This window comes from Xylanimonas oleitrophica (assembly GCF_003244315.1).
Classification (GTDB): Bacteria; Actinomycetota; Actinomycetes; order Actinomycetales; family Cellulomonadaceae; genus Xylanimonas_A; species Xylanimonas_A oleitrophica.
Genome location: NZ_QKWH01000004.1, coordinates 112,364 through 132,270 on the forward strand (window position 1 = coordinate 112,364; position 19,907 = coordinate 132,270).

The 19,907-nt window shown below is 74.8% G+C and carries 18 protein-coding genes; 14 read left to right on the forward strand and 4 right to left on the reverse strand.

What is annotated here, in order from left to right:
• Nucleotides 1-25: 25 nt before the first annotated feature.
• From DNL40_RS07755 to DNL40_RS07775, 5 genes are all read left to right on the forward strand, one after another.
• A complete protein-coding gene (locus DNL40_RS07755) occupies nucleotides 26-1,426 on the forward strand; it encodes a sensor histidine kinase (RefSeq protein ID WP_111250676.1) in 1,401 nt (466 codons plus the stop codon).
• Nucleotides 1,417-2,124, forward strand: coding sequence for a response regulator (locus DNL40_RS07760; RefSeq protein WP_111250677.1), 708 nt, complete (start codon nucleotides 1,417-1,419; stop codon nucleotides 2,122-2,124). The genes DNL40_RS07755 and DNL40_RS07760 overlap by 10 nt, the downstream gene beginning before the upstream one ends.
• Nucleotides 2,125-2,184: 60 nt before the next feature.
• Entirely contained in the window at nucleotides 2,185-3,132 is a 948-nt protein-coding gene (locus DNL40_RS07765) for an ABC transporter ATP-binding protein (RefSeq protein ID WP_111250678.1), read from the forward strand.
• Nucleotides 3,129-4,475, forward strand: a complete 1,347-nt coding sequence (locus tag DNL40_RS07770) for an ABC transporter permease (protein WP_111250679.1) — start codon at nucleotides 3,129-3,131, stop codon at nucleotides 4,473-4,475. The genes DNL40_RS07765 and DNL40_RS07770 overlap by 4 nt, the downstream gene beginning before the upstream one ends.
• Before the next feature lie 129 nt (nucleotides 4,476-4,604).
• Nucleotides 4,605-5,570 carry an ion transporter gene (locus tag DNL40_RS07775; RefSeq protein WP_111250680.1) on the forward strand — a complete coding sequence of 322 codons (966 nt, stop codon included), beginning with the start codon at nucleotides 4,605-4,607 and terminating at the stop codon, nucleotides 5,568-5,570.
• Nucleotides 5,571-5,580: 10 nt separating this feature from the next.
• Here the strand turns inward: DNL40_RS07775 and DNL40_RS07780 are convergent, their stop codons facing one another.
• Entirely contained in the window at nucleotides 5,581-6,846 is a 1,266-nt protein-coding gene (locus DNL40_RS07780) for an MFS transporter (protein WP_218926017.1), read from the reverse strand.
• A gap of 55 nt (nucleotides 6,847-6,901) precedes the next feature.
• On the opposite strand from DNL40_RS07780, the gene DNL40_RS07785 reads away from it, so the two are divergent.
• From DNL40_RS07785 to DNL40_RS07800, 4 genes are all read left to right on the forward strand, one after another.
• Nucleotides 6,902-7,897 carry an ArsR/SmtB family transcription factor gene (locus DNL40_RS07785; protein WP_245885752.1) on the forward strand — a complete coding sequence of 332 codons (996 nt, stop codon included), beginning with the start codon at nucleotides 6,902-6,904 and terminating at the stop codon, nucleotides 7,895-7,897.
• A 61-nt stretch (nucleotides 7,898-7,958) separates the two neighbouring features.
• Entirely contained in the window at nucleotides 7,959-8,297 is a 339-nt protein-coding gene (locus tag DNL40_RS07790) for a hypothetical protein (protein WP_111250682.1), read from the forward strand.
• A gap of 215 nt (nucleotides 8,298-8,512) precedes the next feature.
• On the forward strand, nucleotides 8,513-9,199 hold the full coding sequence (locus tag DNL40_RS07795) for an ABC transporter ATP-binding protein (protein ID WP_111250683.1): 687 nt from the start codon (nucleotides 8,513-8,515) through the stop codon (nucleotides 9,197-9,199).
• Between the two features lie 55 nt (nucleotides 9,200-9,254).
• Nucleotides 9,255-11,363, forward strand: a complete 2,109-nt coding sequence (locus tag DNL40_RS07800; RefSeq protein WP_146252048.1) for a hypothetical protein — start codon at nucleotides 9,255-9,257, stop codon at nucleotides 11,361-11,363.
• A gap of 52 nt (nucleotides 11,364-11,415) precedes the next feature.
• Here DNL40_RS07800 and DNL40_RS07805 read toward each other — a convergent pair whose 3' ends face one another.
• The 3 genes from DNL40_RS07805 to DNL40_RS07815 are packed head-to-tail and all read right to left on the reverse strand — an operon-like array spanning nucleotide 11,416 to nucleotide 15,489.
• Nucleotides 11,416-12,081 carry a response regulator gene (locus DNL40_RS07805; protein WP_111250685.1) on the reverse strand — a complete coding sequence of 222 codons (666 nt, stop codon included), beginning with the start codon at nucleotides 12,079-12,081 and terminating at the stop codon, nucleotides 11,416-11,418.
• A complete protein-coding gene (locus DNL40_RS07810; protein WP_111250686.1) occupies nucleotides 12,078-13,382 on the reverse strand; it encodes a sensor histidine kinase in 1,305 nt (434 codons plus the stop codon). Before DNL40_RS07810 ends, DNL40_RS07805 begins: the two co-directional genes overlap by 4 nt.
• Nucleotides 13,383-13,404: 22 nt before the next feature.
• On the reverse strand, nucleotides 13,405-15,489 hold the full coding sequence (locus DNL40_RS07815; RefSeq protein ID WP_111250687.1) for a serine hydrolase domain-containing protein: 2,085 nt from the start codon (nucleotides 15,487-15,489) through the stop codon (nucleotides 13,405-13,407).
• Between the two features lie 268 nt (nucleotides 15,490-15,757).
• Here DNL40_RS07815 and DNL40_RS07820 point away from each other — a divergent pair, with 268 nt between their 5' ends.
• From DNL40_RS07820 to DNL40_RS07840, 5 genes are all read left to right on the forward strand, one after another.
• On the forward strand, nucleotides 15,758-16,891 hold the full coding sequence (locus tag DNL40_RS07820) for a hypothetical protein (RefSeq protein WP_111250688.1): 1,134 nt from the start codon (nucleotides 15,758-15,760) through the stop codon (nucleotides 16,889-16,891).
• Nucleotides 16,892-16,988: 97 nt separating this feature from the next.
• Entirely contained in the window at nucleotides 16,989-17,618 is a 630-nt protein-coding gene (locus tag DNL40_RS07825; RefSeq protein ID WP_111250689.1) for a hypothetical protein, read from the forward strand.
• A gap of 20 nt (nucleotides 17,619-17,638) precedes the next feature.
• Complete coding sequence (locus DNL40_RS07830) at nucleotides 17,639-18,112, forward strand: RNA polymerase sigma factor (RefSeq protein WP_245885753.1); 474 nt, start codon at nucleotides 17,639-17,641, stop codon at nucleotides 18,110-18,112.
• A gap of 100 nt (nucleotides 18,113-18,212) precedes the next feature.
• Nucleotides 18,213-18,779, forward strand: coding sequence for a SigE family RNA polymerase sigma factor (locus DNL40_RS07835; protein ID WP_245885754.1), 567 nt, complete (start codon nucleotides 18,213-18,215; stop codon nucleotides 18,777-18,779).
• Entirely contained in the window at nucleotides 18,769-19,860 is a 1,092-nt protein-coding gene (locus tag DNL40_RS07840; RefSeq protein WP_111250691.1) for a hypothetical protein, read from the forward strand. Before DNL40_RS07835 ends, DNL40_RS07840 begins: the two co-directional genes overlap by 11 nt.
• Nucleotides 19,861-19,907: the final 47 nt, after the last annotated feature.

The window sequence follows — 19,907 nt, forward strand, 5'->3', positions numbered from 1 at the left end:
GAGCGGCCCTCCCTACGCTGGTGCGGTGCGAGAACGAGAGCCCGTCACCGCCCGTGCCCTGTCGTGGCTGGGCGTGGACGCCGACTGGGAGCGGGTGCCTGCCGACGCGGCAGGGACCGCCCGCAGCGACGCGCTGCTGGCGGGGCTGCTGACGGCGTGGACGGTGCTCGGCATCGAGCTGATGCGCAGCATCGGGTACTTCGAGGGCGAGGAGGTACCGGCCTGGGGCCTGTACCTCCTCGCGGTGGCGGGCGTGGCACCGCTCGCGTGGCGGCGCCGGTTCCCGCTGGGCGTCCTCGCCGTGGTCTACACGCACTTCCTGGCCGTGGGGCTCACCGTGCCGATGGTGACGCAGGAGCTGGCGCTGCAGGTGACGTACTTCGTCGCGCTGTACACGGCGGTGGCCTGGGCGCGCGACCGGCGGGCCATGCTGGTGGTCGTCGGGGCGGCGCTGCTGGCGATGTTCGGGTGGCTCGCCTGGCAGCTCGCCGTCGGCTCCGGCATCGACACGTTCCTGCGCAGCAACGGCCTCGACGAGCGCACGGGCACCGTCAGCCCGTTCGTGGCGATCGTGATGCAGACGTGGATGCTCAACCTCGCCTACTTCGCGGGGGCGATCCTGGTCGGTCAGACGGCGTGGCACGCCGCGCACCGCCGGGAGACGCTGCGGGAGCAGACGGTCACCATCGCCCGCCAGTCGGACGAGCTGCAGCGCCGGGCGGTGGTCTCCGAGCGGCTGCGCATCGCGCGCGAGCTGCACGACGTCGTCGCGCACCACGTGTCCGTCATCGGCATCCAGGCCGCGGCCGCCCGCCGCCTGGTCGCGGCCGACCCGGCCGCCGCCGCGGCTCCGCTGAGCACCATCGAGGGCGCCTCCCGCGAGGCGGTGCAGCAGATGCGCGGGCTGCTGGGCACCCTCCGCGAGGTGGACGAGGCGCTGCCGTCGCCCCGTGGCGAGCGGCCGGGGGAGGCTGCCGTGGCCGCGCCGGAGCCGGGCCTGGCTGATGTCCCCCGGCTGGCGGAGGTGGACGACGGCCTGGCCGTCACCGTCACCGTGGTGGAGCAGCCCGACGGCGCGGCGGCGGGTGTGCCCGCGCCGGTGGGCCTGAGCCTGTACCGCACGGCGCAGGAGGCGCTGGCGAACGTGCGGCGGCACTCGACGGCGCGGTCCGCCGGGGTGGTGGTGCGCGTCGAGCGTCCGGCGGCCGGTGCGCGCACGATCGACGCCGCGTTCCCGCACGGCTTCGCCGAGGTGGAGGTGCTCGACGCCGGCCGGCCGCGCGCGGGCTCCTCCGGCAGCGGCCTGGGCCTGCTCGGCGTGCGCGAGCGCGTGTCCACGCACGGCGGGGTGGCCGAGATCGGCCCGCGCGTGACGGGCGGCTACCGTGTCCGGGTCCGCCTGCCCCTCCCGGAGGAGTGCCCGTGAGCGTCCGCGTGCTGCTGGTGGACGACCAGCGCCTGGTCCTGTCCGGGTTCTCGCTCATCCTCTCGGTGGAGGACGACATCGAGGTGGTGGGGGAGGCTGCCGACGGCGCCGCTGCCGTGGAGCGGACCCGCGAGCTGCGGCCCGACGTCGTGCTGATGGACGTGCAGATGCCCGTCATGGACGGCATCGAGGCCACCCGCCGCATCGTGGCCGAGGATCTGGCCAAGGTGCTGCTGCTGACCACGTTCGACCACGACGAGTACGTGTTCTCCGGGCTGGCCGCCGGGGCGTCCGGGTTCCTGCTGAAGAACTCCGACGCCGACGAGCTGGTCGACGCCGTGCGCACCGTCGCCGCCGGCCACGCCCTGCTGGCACCCGAGGTCACACGCCGGGTCATCGAGCAGATGGTGGCCTCCGGGAGCAGCGCGTCGGCCGGGCCGCCGGTGCCGGGCGGGCCGGTGGCCGGGGCCGGGGCGGACGACGAGCGTCTGGCCCGCCTGACCCCCCGCGAGCGCGAGGTGCTGGTGCACCTGGGCCAGGGCATGTCGAACGCCGAGATCGCCGCGGCGCTCTACCTGGGCGAGGCGACGGTCAAGACGCACGTGTCGAGCGTGCTGGCCAAGCTGCACCTGCGCGACCGGGTGCAGGCCGTGGTGCTGGCGCACCGCCTCGGGCTGGTGGGTCCGTCGCGAGGATGACCCGCCGGTCTCCGGCTCGCGGCTGATCCGCGGTGCCGCGCTCCCGCCTACGGTCGTGCCATGACCAGAACGACGAGCATCTCGACCGCCGGGCCCGCCGGCCGCGCGACGGCGCGCGGGGCGGACCTGGAGGTCCGTGACCTGACCCGCGTCTTCGGTGACGGCCTGCGGGCCGTGGACCGGGTGACGTTCACCGCGCCGTCGGGCCTCCTGACCGGGTTCGTGGGCGGCAACGGGGCGGGCAAGACGACCACCATGCGCATGATCATGGGGGTGCTGGCCGTCTCCGAGGGCGAGGTGCGGTTCGGCGGCGCACCCATCACGGCGGCCGACCGCCGCACCTTCGGGTACATGCCCGAGGAGCGTGGCCTGTACCCGAAGCAGGCGGTGCTCGATCAGCTCGTCTACCTGGCGCGGCTGCGGGGCGTCTCGGCGCGCGCGGCACGGGCCGAGGTGCTGGAGCAGCTCGAGCGGCTGGGCCTGGCCGAGCGGGCCAAGGACCACGTGGAGAAGCTCTCGCTCGGCAACCAGCAGCGCGTGCAGATCATCGCCGCCCTCATGGGCTCCCCGCGGGCGCTGGTGCTGGACGAGCCGTTCAGCGGCCTGGACCCCTCCGCCGTCGACGGCATGGTGGACCTGCTGCGCGAGCACACCGCCCGCGGCGTGCCGGTGCTGTTCAGCTCCCACCAGCTCGACCTGGTGGAGCGCCTGTGCGAGCGGCTCGTGATCCTCAAGGGCGGCCGGGTGGTGGCCGCCGGCACGCCCGCCGAGCTGCAGGAGACGGGCACGGTGCGCCACCGCCTCGTCGTCGGCGGCGACGCCGGCTGGGTGCGGGGCGTGCCCGGCGTCCACGCCGTCGACGTCGAGGGATCGGTCGCCCTGGTCGAGCTGGCCGACGAGGGCGCGACCCGCCGCCTGCTGACGGCCGCGCTGGAGCGCGGCCCCGTCCACGAGCTCACCCCTCTCCGGCCCACGCTGGCCCAGATCTTCCGCGAGGTGACGGCATGAGCACCACCACCGACCCCCGGCCGCACGGCACGCCGGCCAGCCTGCAGGACTCCCAGGACGCCGTCGGGCGGCTGAACCCCGGCGCGTGGCTCCTGGTCATGAACCGCGAGATCGTGGTGCGGGCGCTCAACAAGGCGTTCCTCGTGGGCCTGGTCGTCAGCCTCGTGCTCATCGGCGGCGTTCTTGCCTTCGTCGCCTGGCAGAGCGAGCGCACCGACTCCTACACCGTGGCGGTGGTGGGCGACGACGCCACGGCCGTGGCCGTCGCGCAGACCGCCCGGGAGCGCGGCCTGGCGAGCGCCGAGGCCGCCGAGGCGTCCGAGGACGGCGACGACGGCGACGAGGCCGCGGCGGGCGCCGCGGGCTTCGGTGCGGTGGCGGTCCCGCAGGCGGACATCACCGTGCTGGAGGTGGCCGACGACGCCGCTGCCCGCACGGCTCTCGAGGACGGCACGGCCGACGCCTGGCTGCACCGTGCCGGCGCGGGTGACCCGGGGGCGGGCTGGACCCTGGCGGGCTGGTCGGAGCCGTCCGGGACCCTCACCACGCTGCTCGGCGCGGGCGTCACCGAGCGCGTGCTGGCCGACAACGCCGCCCGCGCCGGCACGAGCGTCGCCGAGCTGACCGCGGGCAGCACGCTCACCACCGAGCGGCTGGACGGCCACGCCGTGGACCGCACGTTCGTGTTCATGGCCGGCTTCGCGTTCGCGTTCCTGTTCCTCATGGGTGCCATCGGGTCCGGAGCCATGGTGGCCGGCAGCGTGGTCGAGGAGAAGCAGTCCCGGCTGGTCGAGATCATGGCGCCCGCCGTCTCGCTGCGGCACCTGCTCGCGGGCAAGATCCTGGGCAGCTCGGTGATCGCGCTGGCACAGAACGTGCTGTTCGCCGGGGTGGGGCTGGTGGGGCTCTCGTTCACGCCCCTGGCCCAGACGCTGCCCGCCATGTCCGTGTCGCTCGGCTGGTTCGTCGCGTTCTTCACCGTCGGGTTCGTGGCCGTGGCGTCCCTCTACGCCGTGGCGGGGGCGCTCGCCTCGCGCACCGAGGACCTCCAGTCCACGTCCACGCCCATGACCATGCTGGTGATGGCCGTGTACTTCCTGACGTTCTCCGCCAGCGGCACGTTCGAGAAGGTCCTCTCGTTCGTGCCGCTCACCTCGGTGGTGTCCATGCCGGTGCGGGTCCTGGCCGGCGAGGCCGCCTGGTGGGAGGCGCTGGTCTCCCTCGGCATCCTGGCGGCCTTCACCGCCGTCGCCGTCCTCGTCTGCGAGCGCGCCTACCGCGGTGCGCTGATGCAGACCGGAGGCCGGGTGACCTGGCGCAAGGCGCTCACCGCCGAGGCATAACCCCGGCCGGCACCGGCCCCCCGGTACGGCGACGGCCCCGCACCCCCCGGTGTGCGGGGCCGTCGCCGTCGGGCCTCGCGGTCACGGAGAATGGGTGCCCGCCACCGCTCCCGCCGTCGAAGGACACCGATGCCCGAGCCTGCCCCTGCCCGCGACCTGCCGCCCGCCCCCGCCGCGGGGCCCGGCGGCGCCTCCTGGCGCTCCCGCCTGGGCGACTGGGTGGAGTCGACGCAGGTGCAGCGGGTGGTCATCACGGTGATCCTCGTCAACGCCGTGGTGCTGGGGCTCGAGACCTCCGCCGGCCTGATGGCCGCGGCGGGCGGGGTGCTGCGCACGATCGACACGGTGTGCCTGGCCGTGTTCGTCGTGGAGATCGCGCTCAAGCTCGTGGCCCACGGGCTGCGGTTCTTCCGCTCGTCGTGGAACGTGTTCGACTTCCTCGTGGTGTCGGTGGCGCTCGCCCCGGCCGGCGCGGGCTTCGCCGTGCTGCGGGCCCTGCGGGTGCTGCGCGTGCTGCGGATCGTCTCCGTGGTGCCGCAGCTGCGCAAGGTGGTCGGCGCCCTGCTCGCCGCCGTGCCCGGCATCGTCTCCATCGGGGCGCTGCTGATGCTGGTGTTCTACGTGGGCGGCGTCATGGCCACCACCCTGTTCGGGCCCGGCCTGCCCGAGTACTTCGGCACCCTCGGGGCGTCCCTGTTCACCCTGTTCCAGATCATGACGCTGGACAGCTGGACTTCCGTGGCCCGGCCCGTGATGGAGCAGCAGCCCTGGGCGTGGGCGTTCTTCGTGCCGTTCATCCTGGCCAGCGCGTTCACCGTGCTGAACCTGTTCATCGCCGTGATCGTGGACGCGATGAACGCCATGCAGGCGGTGCCTCCGCCCGCCACGGGTGCTGAGGCGGGGCCCGGCAAGGCCGTCAAGGGCGCCGCGGAGCCTGGCGCCGGAGCGCACGAGGACGACGGCGTGGACCGCACCCGCTCCCACGGCCTGCCCGCCGGGGCGCCGGCCGCCGCTGCCGACGTCGCCGCCCTCCACGAGGAGATCCGCGCCCTGCGCGGCGAGGTCGCGGAGCTGTCCGAGGCCCTGCGGCGCTGACCCGCGCTGCTCAGGGGGCAGGGGCGCTCGCAGGCTCGGCGCTCGCGGCACCTGCTCGGGCCGGCCTGCCGTGGCGGACCAGGGCGGCGGCCCCGGCGCCCGCGGCGAGGAAGAGCGCCGCCAGCACCGCCCAGCCGACGGTGCCGTGCTCGATGGCGGTCACGGTGACCAGGGGCGGCGCCACCATGGACGCGACCGCGTACCCCGTCTGGCTCAGCCCCTGGTAGGCGCCCGCGCTGCGCGGGTCGGCGAGCTCGAACGCCATGCCCCACCCGCCGGCCTCACCGAGGATCTCGCCCAGAGAATGGGCCAGGGCGGCCAGCACGAGCAGCGCGCACGCCACCACCACGTCGCCGTACCCGGCGAGCGCGTAGAGCATGCAGGCGCCCGCCAGCAGCCACGAGGCCCGGCGCACGGTGAGGCCGGCGCGGCGCACGTCGTCCGTGCCGCGCGAGGCGCGGACCTGCAGCAGCGCGACGACGACGGTGTTGAGCACGAGCAGCACGGAGACCATCACGGTGGGGGCGTCCGTGGTCGCGATCCACAGGGGCACGCCCACGGTCTGGAGGCCGAAGTGCATCGCGACCACCGAGTTGAGGGCGACGCTGCTGACGTAGGTGCGGTCGCGCAGGGGTGACGGCCCGCTGGCCGGCCGGCTGCCGTCGTCGGGCCGCGGGGCCCGCATCCGCACGGCGAAGCCGGGCACGCCGCCCAGCCGCGCCACGGGGAGGGACGCCGCGAGCAGCAGCCCGGCGACGGCCAGCATCGCCGTCTGGTAGGCGGCGGCGGTGTCCACCAGGAGGGCGGCCGCGGCCGCCACGGTGCCCAGCCCGATGAACACGTTGGTGACCACCCGGAGGCGGGCGCGCACGGCGACGCGGTCGGGGCCCACGTACCAGTGGGCGATCATCGCCTGCTTCGCGGAGCCGCTGGCGGAGCGCATGCCGACGGCCAGGCAGGCGACGACGACGAACGCGACGGCGTCGTGCGCCGTGGCGTAGGCCAGCATGGCCAGGCCGTTGAGGGCCGTGGCGCACCACTGCACCCGGTGGGCGCCGACGCGGTCCGCCAGCCGTCCGGCCGCGTAGGCCCCGACCACCCCGGCACCGCCGGCGACGCCCAGGCCGATCCCCACCGTCGTCGGGTCGAGCCCCACGACCCGCGTGAAGTACAGGGCGCTGACCGTGTAGAACACCCCGCTGGACAGCGCGAACGCCATGGTGCTGAGGGTGAGGGAGCGCGCCACGCGCTCGCGTGGCCAGAAGGTCTCGATCACGGCACCTTTGTGCCGCACGGCCGGGACAGGACGAACTGATGTAGCGTCTGGCTTCATGGTCACCAGGTCGCTCCCGTCGGGCGGCGGTCTGGTCGAGTACGAGCTGGCCGGCACGGACGTTGCGGACGTCCGGTTCGCGATCTCGCCCCTCACCGAGCTGACGCTCTCGCTGCGCACCTTCCGTGAGCCCGGCCGCTACCCGGTGCACCTGCCCTGGCTGCGGCGCACCGAGCAGGCGCGCGAGCGGCTCGACGTGCCGCTGCTCACCGCGCTGACGAACGAGGCGCTGTGGACGCCCGACTACCTCACGCCCCGCCCCCACAGCCCCCTGACCCGGATCGACGACGAGCTCGAGGCCGCTGCCGGCGTCCCGCCCCACAGGCTGCTCGACGACCTCGCGGCGGTGCACCCGCGCGGCCTCCCGGCACCCCTGCGAGGGGACCCCGCCCAGGTGCGCGTCCGTGTGGCGCAGGCGCTGCGCACCTACTGGGACACCTGCTTCGCCCCGTGGTGGCCGCGCATGCGCGCCGTGCTCCAGGCCGACGTCGTGCACCGCGGCCAGGTCATCGGCGCCTACGGCCTCGGCGCCATGTTCGCCGGGCTGAGCGAGCGCATCCGGCTGGAGGACGGCGTCGTCCGCGTGCGGCTCGGGAGCCCGGCACGGTTCCGCCGTTCCACGGCCGGTGCGGGCCTGACCCTCGTCCCCACGCTGTTCACGCGTGCCGCCTCCGCCCCGATCTCGCCGGAGGAGCCGCCCACCATCATGTACGGCGCGCGGGGCGCCGGGAACCTGTGGCAGGCGGAGGTCCAGCGGGCGCCGGGGGTCCTGACCGACCTGCTGGGGGCCACCCGCGCTGGCCTCCTGACCGCGCTGGGCGACCCGGCGTCGTCCAGCGACCTGGCCGGGCGCCTCGGGGTCACCGTCTCCGCCGTCAACCAGCACCTGCGCGCCATGCGCGCGGCAGGGCTGCTCACCAGCGCCCGCCACGGGCGGTCGGTGCTCTACCTGCGCTCCGAGCTCGGCGACGCGCTGGTCGGGAGGCCGGGCTGATCCCTACGCATCCCGGCGCCCGAGCCGATCGGTGGGGCTCGGACGACGAAGGGACACGGCCATGCGCGATCTCACGACCGGTGCGGCGTCCACCCGCGCGCCCGCCCTGGCGGCAGGCAGCACAGTGCCTGCCGGCTCTCCCGCCCACCAGGCGTACGACCGGGCGGTGAAGCGCTTGGCGGAGGCCCAGCAGCAGCTCACCCGGCACCTGCTCGAGCAGGCGCCGGAGGAGGTGGTGGAGGCGGCCCGCACGACAGGGGGCATGGCGGCGGCCGCCGTCGCCGCAGCGGCCGCGACGCTCGCACGCGAGCAGCAGGGTTCGCTCGTCTCGGGGAACCCGTCACCCATGCCCGTCCCGGTGACGCTCCCGCACGAGGGGCGCGTCCGCCTCACCGCCTGAGCCGCGACCAGCGGCTCAGGCGTGCCGCGTGGGGAGAACGGGGGCCCCGCTGGTCAGCGGGTGAACAGATGGCGGGGATGCGCCAGTGTCGCGATCGGGCGATCACGACCGGATAGGTTCCGGCTGCTGCTGCGGCGCGAGGCGTGCTGCCGCAGCGCCTCCCGCCGGGCGGATCTCGCCCGTCCGGGCCGAGACCAGCAGAGACGAGCTCCCAGATGCCGGTGGTCCTGGTCGACCACGTCAGTCATTCCTACGGCCGCCGCCAGGTCCTGGACGACGTCAGCCTCGCGGTCGAGGCGGGGCATTCGCTGGCGATCACCGGGAAAACGGGTTCCGGGAAGAGCACGCTCCTGTCGATCATGATCGGTCTGGAGAGGCCGTCGCGGGGCGCGGTGTCCCTCGCGGGCGTCGAGATCAGCCGGCTGAGTCGTCGGCGCGCCGCGCGCCTGCGCCTGGACCATCTGGGAATGGTGTTCCAGGCGGGGGAGCTCATCCCCACCCTGACCGCGCGTGAGAATGCCGCACTGCCCCTGATGCTGGCAGGGCGCAAGGGCGCCGAGGCGCTCGACCGGGCGGACCACCTGCTCTCGACTCTCGGTGTCGACAGCCCGGACGTCGTGGCGGAGAGCCTCTCGGGTGGGGAGAAGCAGCGTGTGGCGATCGCGCGTGCGCTGGCGAACGAGCCGGCCGTGGTGGTGGCGGACGAACCGACGGCCGCGCTCGACGAGCGCACGCGAGACGACGTGTGCGACCTCCTCTACTCGCTGCCGGTCACGGCGGGGTGCGCGCTCGTCGTCGTCTCCCATGACGCTGCCGTCTCAGGCAGGGCAGACCGTGCGCTGACGCTCGACGGAGGTCGGCTGATCGAGTCCGCTCCCGTGGGGGGCGTCGGACTCCCGTGATCAGCATCCTCGACAACCCCGGACGGGGAGCCGGTTGCATCGAGCGGCAGCGGCGTTGACGGCTGCTCTGCTGGCTCTGGTGGGGGCGCTGTTCGTCGTCGTCGACCAGGGGTACGACGCCAGGATCGCGAGGGACGCGGCGCGGACGCCGCACGTCGTCGACCCCTCGACGCCCGCAGCGCAGGACGCGGTCGCCTGGTACACGTGGCGAGGCGATGCGCTCGGTGTCCTCGATGCACAGGTCCTGTACCTCGCTGTCACGGACCCGGGTGCGCCTCCGCCTCCGGGGCTCCCCGAATGGCCCGCAGCCGGTGACGTGTGGGCGTCGCCGGCTCTTCTCGAGCTCGAAGGGTCACAGGCGTACGTCGCTCGTTATGGCAGCCTCGCCGGCGTCATCCAGCTGGCGTCCCTGGTGGACGACGGTGAGCGGATCGCGTACGTCGGCGTCCGCGCAGAGGACGTCACTCCGCCGCACCACTGGGTGCCCATCACGGGATTCGGCGTAGAGCCGAGGGCTGACGGGGGCGGATATCTCGGAGCAGCCCTCTACCACGGCACCAAGCGGAGCCTGGTGATGGGCCTCGTGCTGTTCGGCGTCGCTCCGGCGCTGGTGGCAGCGATCGCACTGCTGTCGCTCGGTGCGGAGGAACGACGACGACACCTGGCGCAGGTCCAGGCGATGGGAGGTTCGCCCCGGCAGCTGAGGGCAGCGCTCCTGCGCGTCTTCCTCGGCCCGGCAGCCGTCGGGTCTGGCCTGGTGACGCTGCTTCTCGTCGCCTCGACGTACTGCACCTGGCGTGTGCCGATCGCCGGCATCTCGGTACCGGGAGCGGACTACGGTTCCCTGACAGGGATCGGGGCGCTCCTCGCCGTCGGGCTTCTCGCTGCGGCGGCGGTCGTCGCGCTGGTCCTGTGGCTCCATCGCGCGGCGACGCTCCCTCGTGTGGGGCAGGGGAGCGCTCCCCGGCCCGTGGGTGCCCGTGGTCTCTGGGTCCTGCTGCTGTGCGTGGACCTCGCCCTCGCGAACTGGGGCTACGCGTTCTTCTACACCACCGATCCGAGCCTTGCCTCGTTCATCTCCCTCTCCGCCTGCGCGGTGGCACTCGTGCTGCTGGTCCCGACGATGGGGGTCGTCACGTCCGGGCTCGGGCGGGTGCTGGGAGCGCTCGCGCTCCGGACCGGTTCCGGCCCGGTGCTCGTCGGGGCGCGAGAGGTCCAGCACGTCCCTCGGGCGACCACGAGGATCACATCGGTGATCGCCATGGCGATCGTGCTCTCGGCGCAGCTGCAGGTGTGGGGGAGCCAGTCGGCGCCGAGCTTCCGCGAGGCGGTGGCGTCCGACAGGGTGAACGCGGACCTCTCGATGCTCGTCGACCTCAGCACCGAGGAGCGTGCGGCCCGGGCCCGCCTGTTCGACGATCGACCGGCCGGGACAGGCTTCGTCGCTCTCGGAGGGGAAGGACTCCCCGACCGCGTCCTGGGCGACTGCGAAGTACTGGTGCACGTCTTCGGAGAGTGCCCCGAGAGCCCGAAGCCGCTGGAGGCGTTCCGCGGCGCGGCTGCCCCGCAGGTGTGGCTGTGGGGCCTGGCCCCCGACGCCGTGGTCGAGCGGGCTGACGGCGATGCGCTCGCCGAGGCCACCCTGCTCGCGGCGGTGTCCCTGGACGGGAGGCCTATCTCTCAGGACGCGCTGCTCCGAGAGCTGGGCCAGAGAGTCCTGCCGCCACCACGGGTAGCGATCCCCCAGGAGGAGACGATCGTGGGGGCGTGGCTCGGTGTCGACAAGGCACGGTGGTACGCCGTCGGCGGTCTGCTGGCGCTCGTGATCTCGCTGGCTCTCGCGGCGTTGAGCTCTTTGGCCGAGGTCGAGAAGATGGCGGCACGCCACGGCGTCGTCGCGTTCTACGGGGCGCGACGACGGCACTTCCTGAGCTTCGCGCTCACCCTCGTGGGGGTGCCTGCGGCTGTCGCTGCTGCTCTGGGTGCCTGCGTGGCGGTGCTGATGTCATGGGCGCCGACGTCCGTGCCCGGTGCCGTGGTCCGCATGCCCTTCGACAGCGTGCTGCTCATGCTTGCCGTCGCTGCCGTGTACAGCGCCGGGGTGAGCGTCGTCGCGGCGCTCCGCATCGCCGGACGCCGTGGTGCGAGGGCGTTGTCCGTGTGAAGAGGTGGACGGCGCCCGCCGCCGGCTTCTCGCACGGGATGGACGGTCGCCGTCAGCGGCGCACGATCCCGTGCTGGTAGGCCCACACCACGGTCTGCAGGCGGTCGCGGGTGCCGATCTTGGCCATGGCCCGGCCCAGGTGGGACTTCACGGTGCTGGTCTCGACCACGAGCTCGCGGGCGATCTCGGCGTTGGACATGCCCCGGGCGAGGAGCTGGACGATCTGGGTCTCGCGGGCCGTGAGGGGTTCTGCGAGGTCGGCGTCGGGCAGCGCGGGCGGGGTGCGGCGGGCGAACTCGGTGATGACACGCCGGGTCACGCTGCCGTCCACGAGCCCTTCACCGGCGGCCAGGCGGCGCACGGCGGCCACCAGGTCCTCGGGCTCGGTGTCCTTGAGCACGAACCCGCTGGCGCCGGCCTCCAGCGCCCCGAACACGTACTCGTCGAGGTCGAACGTGGTGACCACGAGCACGGCCGGGGCGGGGCGGCCGTCGGGGCGGGCCTCCTGGAGGATCGCGCGAGTGGCGGCGAGCCCGTCGCCGCCGGGCATGCGCACGTCCATGCACACGACGTCGGGCGCGGTGCGCCGCACCTCGCGCACCGCCGTCGGGCCGTCCCCGGCCTCGCCCACCACCTCGATGTCACCGGCCTGCTCGAGGAACACCCGGAACCCTGCCCGGACCACGGCCTGGTCGTCGGCCAGCACCACGCGGATCACTGCCTGCCCTCCTCGTCCTCGTCCTCGTCGTCGACGGCGTCCGGCGGCGTGCTCCGGGTCTGCGGCACCGTCAGGCGCACGGCCCAGCCGCCGGCGGGCGTCGGGCCGGCGTCGAGCGTGCCGCCCACGAGGGTGGCGCGCTCCCGCATCCCCACCAGGCCGGCGCCGGTGCGGTTGCGGCCGTCGTCCGTGGGCGGGGCGGGCGAGGGGTCGTTGACCACCTCGAGCACCACGTCCGTTCCGCCGGTGCTCAGCCCCACCCGCACCGGGGCGCCGGGGGCGTGCTGGCGGGCGTTGGCGAGCGCCTCCTGCGTCACCCGGTACAGGGCGGCGTCGGCGAGCGGCCCGAGCTGCGGCGCCGGGCCGCTGCGCCGCAGCACGACGTCGTCGCCGAGCGTGCGAGCGTCCGTGACCAGCCCGTCCAGGTCGGCCGTGCCGGGCACGGGAGCGGTGCCGTCGTCACCCTCCCGGAGCAGGCCCACCACCTGGCGGAGGTTGTCGAGGGTCTCCTTGCCCTGGGAACGGATCCAGGCGGCGCCGGCGCGGGCCGCGTCGGGGTCCTGGTCCACGAGCCGTTCCACCGCGGCCGCCTGCACCACCATCCCGGACAGGTGGTGGGCGGCGACGTCGTGCAGCTCGCGCGCCATCCGCCCGCGCTCGGCGACGACGGCGGCCCGAGCGGCGTCGTGCTGGGCCCGGACCGCCTCCGCCGCCCGCAGCCGCACCAGGTCCAGGTACCGGCGGCGGGTGGCCGTCCACACGCCGACCAGGGCCGCACCCGGGTAGCTGATGGCTGCGGTCGCGAGGCCGAGGAGCGCGAGCTGCGGCAGGGACGGCGACCCGGCGGGGGCCACGGCCACGGCCGCCGCGGCCTCCAGCACGGCGGCGGCACCGGTCACCGCCAGGGCCCGGCGCACGGGCATCAGCGTGCCGAGGGTGTAGCCGACGACCAGGGGCGCCAGCCCGCGCACGCTGAAGTCCGCGGGCGCCGCCGCCACGAGCGCCACCTGGAGCGCGACGACGACGCCCAGGGCGAGCAGAGGACGCGTGCGCCGCAGCGCGATCGCCGCCGCCTGCACCGTGCACAGCGCCACGACGGCGCTCGGGTGCTGCACCACGATGCCCTCCAGCGCGGCCAGCTCGTCCAGCGTGAGCGCCAGCGTGACGAGCGTGAGGACGGCGACGACGGCCGCCAGCACGGCGTCCCGCGCCGGCACGCCGACCACCCCGAGGCGGGTGAGCAGCGCGTCGACGCGGGACGGGCGCGGTGGCGCGAGGTCCTCGACGGAGCGGCGGTCCATGCGTGAATCCTCGCAGCCGGTCTCAGTACGACACGCTGGGGGCCAGCAGGCGGTAGGTCACGGCGAACCACGCCACGACGCCCAGCGCCAGCACGATCAGGACCCCGCCGGTGACGCGGCGCCAGCCGGCACGACGGCGCACGTCGCCCACCACGCGCAGCACTGCCGGCACCAGGCCGAGCACCCCGAGCGCCTGGAGGCCCTGGAGCCCGCGCAGCGCCACCGTGGGCACCTCGGCGAAGCTCATCACGGCCATGACCGTCCCGGCCCAGCCGGCGAGCGCCACGACGGCGCCCAGCGACGCGAGCCGGGTCAGCACCCGGGCGGTGCGGCCGGCACGCCGGGCCTCGGACTCGGCGCGGTCGACCGGCCGGCGTCGCACCAGGCGCACCAGAGCGGCCACCGGCCAGACGAGCACCCCGGCCAGCAGGACCAGGGCGGCGGCCCCCAGCACGGGCAGCGCGACATCCGTGGCCGGGTCGGCGCGCAGCATGGTGAAGGCCGAGTCGTACGCGACGGCGCCCACGCGGTCACCGTCCAGGCGGGCCGAGACGGTGCGCTGGCCGCCCACCTCCTGCCACACCCACGGCTCGACCTCCTCGTACAGCACGGGACGGTCGCTGAGCGGGCCCGGCGCGATCACCACGCGGCCGTCCGGCTGGGCGGTCACGTGGGTGACGCTCAGCAGGTCCGTCACCCGCAGGAACGTGCTGTGCATGGAGCGGGACTGGGTGTAGGTGCCGGCCATCTGCGCGGCGTGCTCGCGGGCGGTGGCCTGGTCGACGCCGGGGCGGGCAGCCGTGCCCTCGGCGGGGAAGTACCGGTCGGTGAAACCGTGCACGAGCTGCTCGCGCAGGCGCAGCGTGGCCAGCCCGTCCTCGCCCGAGCCGTTCACGGACACGAACACGCCCGTGCGCTCGTCCGGGTAGAGCTGGAGGTGGGAGTGGAAGTACAGGGTGTCGCCGCCGTGCCCCACGATGCGGTGGCCGTTGCGGTCCTCCTGGAAGAACCCGAGCGCCATGCGCGGGCCCTCGGCGAGGGTGCCGAGCGTGCCGGCGTCCAGGCCCGGCTCCTCCATCAGCGCCAGGGTGGCGGGCTCCAGGACGGGCTGGCCGGTGCTGGGCTCACCGAGCATCGCGAGCATGAAGTGGGCCATGTCGGTGGCCGTCGCGCTGAGCGCGCCCGCCGGCGGGGTGGTCACCACCTCGAACCCGTGGCCCGGCCCCGAGGCAGTCTCGTAGCCGCGCGCCAGGCGGTCGGCGAGCGGCTCGGGCACCGGCTGCTCGAACGTCGCCGTGGTCATCCCCGCAGGCTCCAGCAGGTGGTCCTGCACGTACTGCTCGAACGGCTGCCCGCTGACGCGCTCCACCACGTACCCCGCCAGGGCGTTGCCGTAGTTGGAGTAGGCCGGCACGGTGCCGGGCCGGTACACCTGCTCGGGCGGGTCGGTGACCAGCTCGTGGCGCAGGTCCGCCGGCGTGCCCTCCGCACCGATCAGGCCGCGGATGCGCTCCTCGAACCCGGCCGTGTGCGTGAGCAGGTGCCGCAGCGTGACCGGCTCGTCGAACCGCCGCGGCAGGTCGAAGTCCAGGTACTCCGAGACGTCCGCGTCGAGGTCGACGCGCCCCTGCTCCACGAGCTGCATCACCGCCGCCGCCGTCACCAGCTTTGACACCGACCCAGGCCGGAACAGGGTGCGCTCCGGGTCCACGGGCACGGGCTCGCCGCCGTCGGCACCGGTGTCGGCCCAGCCGTAGCCGCGGGTGGTGAGCACCTCCCCGTCGTGCACGACGGCGACGGCGGCCCCCGGGATGCCCTCGCGCTCCAGCGCGGCGGGCAGGAACCCGTCGAGCCACGCCTCGACGTCCCCCTGCTCCAGGGCAGGGGCGGACGGCGCGCCGTCGGACGCCGGGGCTGCCGGTGCGGGGAGCGCCGGCGGAGGCGTCGGGGCCTGGGCCGTGGCACAGCCGGCCACCGTGCCCGCCGTGAGCGTGACGACGGCGAGCGCCGCGGCGGCGCGCGCCACCAGGCGGTGCCGGCGTGGGCGGCCGGCCGGGTCCGGGGGAGCGGTGACGTCGTCGGACGCCCCGCGGGCGATCGTGGACATGGTGGTCTCCTCGCGGCCGGGCGGTGTCCGGGAACCTGCCCGGAGGCGGCACCCTCGGCCTGCCCACCAGCCTCGTCACGGGCAGGGTGCGGCACATCGGGCGCGGGTGCCGTCCTCGGTTACGACCTTGGTCGCAGACGGGTGCACCCGGCAGGAGGAGCCGGTGCCACCCCCCCGGACGCTAGGGTTCCGCGCAGGGGCAGGTCCCGACGGACGACCAGAGGGTGTGACGGTCCGAGCCCCAGACCGCCCGCCCGGTGCCACCCCCATGACGATCCCGCCCGACGACCTGCCACGCGGTACCGACGGACGCATCCCGCAGTGGGTCATCGACGAGGCCGCGGGAAGACGCACCGCCGCGACCGGGTGGCGCACCTGGGAGCCCGGCTCACCCTCCGGCACCGGGGGCGGGCGCGACCGCTGGGACAGGGCACCGCGACGCCGTCGCCGGCCCCGGCGCCTGGGCGCGCTCCTCACCGGCGCGGCACTCCTCGCCGCCGGCTACGGGTGGGTGCAGCTCGGGAGCCCCGGCCTCCCCGCGGCACGGGACGCCACGCTCGACGTCCTGGCCCGCGTGACCGGCCCGGGTGACGACGTGGTGGCGCTCGCGGACCAGATGTACCTGACCGACACCGGCCGGGACGTGCTCTACGGCGCACGGCCGCGCCTGCTGGACCGCCAGGAGTTCTCCGGCCGTTGCGAGGGGCGGGCCCACCCGAACGTCCCTGCCGCGCTGCCCGCGGACGTCGGCGGTGCGCCGGGCGAGCCCGCGGTGATGGGCTGCTACGTCGCCGGCCGGGAGATCGTCGTCTACGTGCCCGACGACCCGCGCCTGCGGCCGGCCGTCGTGACGACCGCGGCCCACGAGATGCTCCACGCCGCCTGGGACCGGATGGGCGCCCGCGAGCAGGGGCGCCTCGAACCCCTGCTGGAGACGGCCGTCGCCGCGGTGGACCCCGCCGACCCGGTGCACGAGCAGCTGGCGGCCTCCGTCGGGGACGACCCGCGCCTGCGCTCCACCGAGCTGTTCGCCTACCTGGGGTCGCAGGTCTACCCGGCCGGTGGGCTCGACCCGGCCCTCGAGGAGGCGTACGCGCGGTACGTCGCCGACCGGGAGGCGCTCGTCGCCGTCGGGACGCAGCTGCGGCTGCTGTTCGACCAGATCGTCACGGAGGCCGAGACGGCGCGCGGCGAGGCCGCGGCGCACGAGGCGGCGGCAGCCCGGCTGCGTGCCCAGCGGGACGCCGAGGCGGCGCTGCCCGACCTCCGGCGTGACGACGTCGCGATCGCTGCTCTCGACGCGCGGGCGCGCGAGGAGCAGGCGGCCGCCGAGGCCGCGTCGCGCAGGGCAGAGGAGCACGTGGCCGACCTGGCCTCGTTGCAGGAGCAGCTGCACCCCTGACAGAGGCGAGCGCGGACGGGTCGCAGCGGCCGCGGACACCTCGGCCCGTGCCGGACATGTACCCGGTGGAGACATTGCGACGAGCCCGGGAGAGACCATGCCATCTGACACCGACGACCTGACGCGCTGGCTGGACGCGTCCGCGCCACCCCTTCACGAGCCGGACGGGTTGAGCGCGGCGGTGGGCGACGTCGTCCTGGCCACCCGCCGTGCTGGCAGAACCGGGATCCTGGGGCCGCGCCGTGCCCTCGCGGCGGGCACGGGCGCCGTCGCGCTGATCGTGGGTGGCACGGCCGCCGCGGCCAGCCTCTTGGAGTGGACGGCGCCCTGGGCGCAGGAGCCGTTCGGCTCGATCACGTACACGTTGCCCAGCGGCGGGACGTGCGAGCAGCGCACAGGGGGACTTCACGTCCGGGACCCGGGAGCTCGGGCTGAGGTCGTGGCGTGGCTGGAGGAGAACTCGCTGTCCGAGATCGTCGACGTCGACGGCGCTATCGCTCGGCTCCGCGCCGAGCGGAGCACCGCGGCCGGGATCGGCCCGGTCGGGTACGGCACCGACCACTACGACGCCGACTGGGAGTACCACACGGCGGTCCAGGACGCCCTGAACGCCGCGATCGCCGCCAGGCTCGAGCAGGAGGGCGCGCCGGTCTCTTTCCGGTGGGAGTCCGAGACACGGTGCACCGGGGACAACCCGGACCCGGGCACGCCGTGGTGGTACGAGTGAGGAGCCGTGCGGAGGACGTCGTGGCCGCGAACGCCGAGGACGTGCTGCGCTACCTCCGCCGGCGTGCGGAGGACGACGACGCCGCGGACCTGCTGGCGGAGACGCTGACCACCGCGTGGCGTCGCGCAGCCATGATGCCCGCAGACCCTGTCGAGGCACGCATGTGGCTCTTCGGCGTCGCCCACCGCACCCTTCTCAACCACCAGCGCGGCGCCAGGCGTCGTCTCCGGCTGGCTGATCGCCTCCGTGACGTGCTCGCCACCACGGGCCACGCACCACCGGCCGACAGCGGGGTGGAGGTCCGTGACGCCGTCTCGCGCCTCGACCCCGACCTCGCCGAGCTGGTGCGGCTGGTCCACTGGGAGGGCTTCACGCTCGCCCAGGTGGCCGAGGTGGTGGGCATGCCCGCGTCCACGGTGCGCAACCGGTACCAGCGGGCGAAGCAGGAGCTGCGCGAGGCGCTGCAGGCTCCGGCGGCCTCGCTGCGGGAGTGACGTCGGACCACCGCGGTGTCGGGCAGCCCGCCGCATGCGCACCTCGTCACTGCGGGTACGGAACCTTCCGCAGGGCCGCTGCGTGTGGGGGGATGTGAGCGTGCTCTGGGAGTCCGGTGAGGTCCGTCAGGACTTCGTCGTGCCCGCCGGGAAGGAGGCGCGTGACGCCGAGTTCGTGGCTTTCGTGGAGGCCTCGGGCCCGGTGCTGCGGCGCGTCGCGATGCTCCTGGCCGGAGATCTGCACCGTGGCGAGGAGCTGCTGCAGGCCACCCTGGAGCGCACGTACCGCTCGTGGTCGCGGGCACGGGACGGAGACCCTCTCGTCTATGCGCGGCGGATCCTCGCGAACCTGCGGATCGACACGTGGCGGCGGACCCGACGCGAGCTGCTGCTCACCGCTGACGAGATGCCTGAGCGCGGCAACGGCGACGAGACGCACCACGTGGCCCTGCGGGACGAGCTGACGCGAGCGCTGCTGCTCCTGCCGGTCAAGCAGAGACGTGTGGTGGTGCTGCGGCACCTCCTCGACCTCTCGGAGGCGGAGGTGGCCGAGGAGCTCGGCCTGCCCCGCGGCACGGTCAAGTCGGCCGGGTCCCGGGGGCTCGCCACGCTCCGTGAGGCACTGCAGCATCCCGCCGAGAGCGAAGGACGAACCCATGAACGATGACTTCTCGCGGCAGCTGCGCGCGATGGTCGACGAGGCGGTGCCCGAGCGTCCGGTGGACGGGCTCACCGGGCTCCGGGTGGCACGTCGGCGTGCGCAGCGGCACCGGGCGCGGGGCGTGGCGCTGTCAGTCGCCGCCAGCGTCGTCGTCGGTGCGGCGGCGCTCGGGGCCGTGACGACGCTCGAACCGCGCCCGGTCGTGCCGGCGTCGACGGCATCGCCGGCGCCCAGGGACACCGTCGACCTGCAGCCCGCCGCAGGCGTTCGGCAGATGCCGAGCTGGGCCCGCACCTACGTGCGGCACGACGGCGCCACCGTCGTCGACACGAGCCTCGACTCCTGGGCGCCTGGGGAGCGGTTCTTCCTGGCTCTCACCCCGGCCGGCCCGGGCCTCGAGGGGCCGCCCCGCTTCGCGGTGTACTCCGGGACGGATGACGACCTGTCGGCGCTGATCGAGGCCGACGCCCTCCCGGAACCGGTGTGGGAGACGTTCGCCGGCGGGCCCCGGGTGCTCGTGAGCGGCGACGGGCGGCACGCGCTGGCGTTCGGCCCGCGTGACGGCGGTTCGTCCCGCCTGGTGACGTGGGACCCGATGACCGACAGCGAGGGGCGCAGGATCTTCTCCTACCCGCTGGAAGCGGCCGGCCCGCTGACGTGGGGCACGCACGGGCACAGCGAGACCAACGTGAGGGTCTGGGCCAGCCGGGTCGACGGCATCGACGGGGCGCGTGCGCCTGCCGTCCGCGGCACGGTCCAGCACTCCGGTGGCTTCGCGCAGATCGGGGCAGCAGCCTGCACCGACGGCGACTGCGTGAGGGTGTGGGACGGTGGCACCGCATCGCCCGGGGAGCCGGCGAGGCCGGGACCGGTGGACCTGGCGGTGGCCGCGGCGCTCGCGGACGTCGAGGAGGTGACGGGCCCCGACGGCCTCGGGCTGTGCCTCGCCCTGCGCGAGGAGCGCCGGGACGACGAAGGTGTCGACAGCACGGTGACCGGACGGCAGGCGCAGTGCGTCGCGGACGTCGTCGCCGAGTCGGTGCGACGGGTTCCGCGGCCCGCTGAGGGCGGTGCGCAGGGCGGGTGACCCTGGTCGCCGGCATAGGGCAGGGGCGGGCTCGCCCGTCTCCTCGT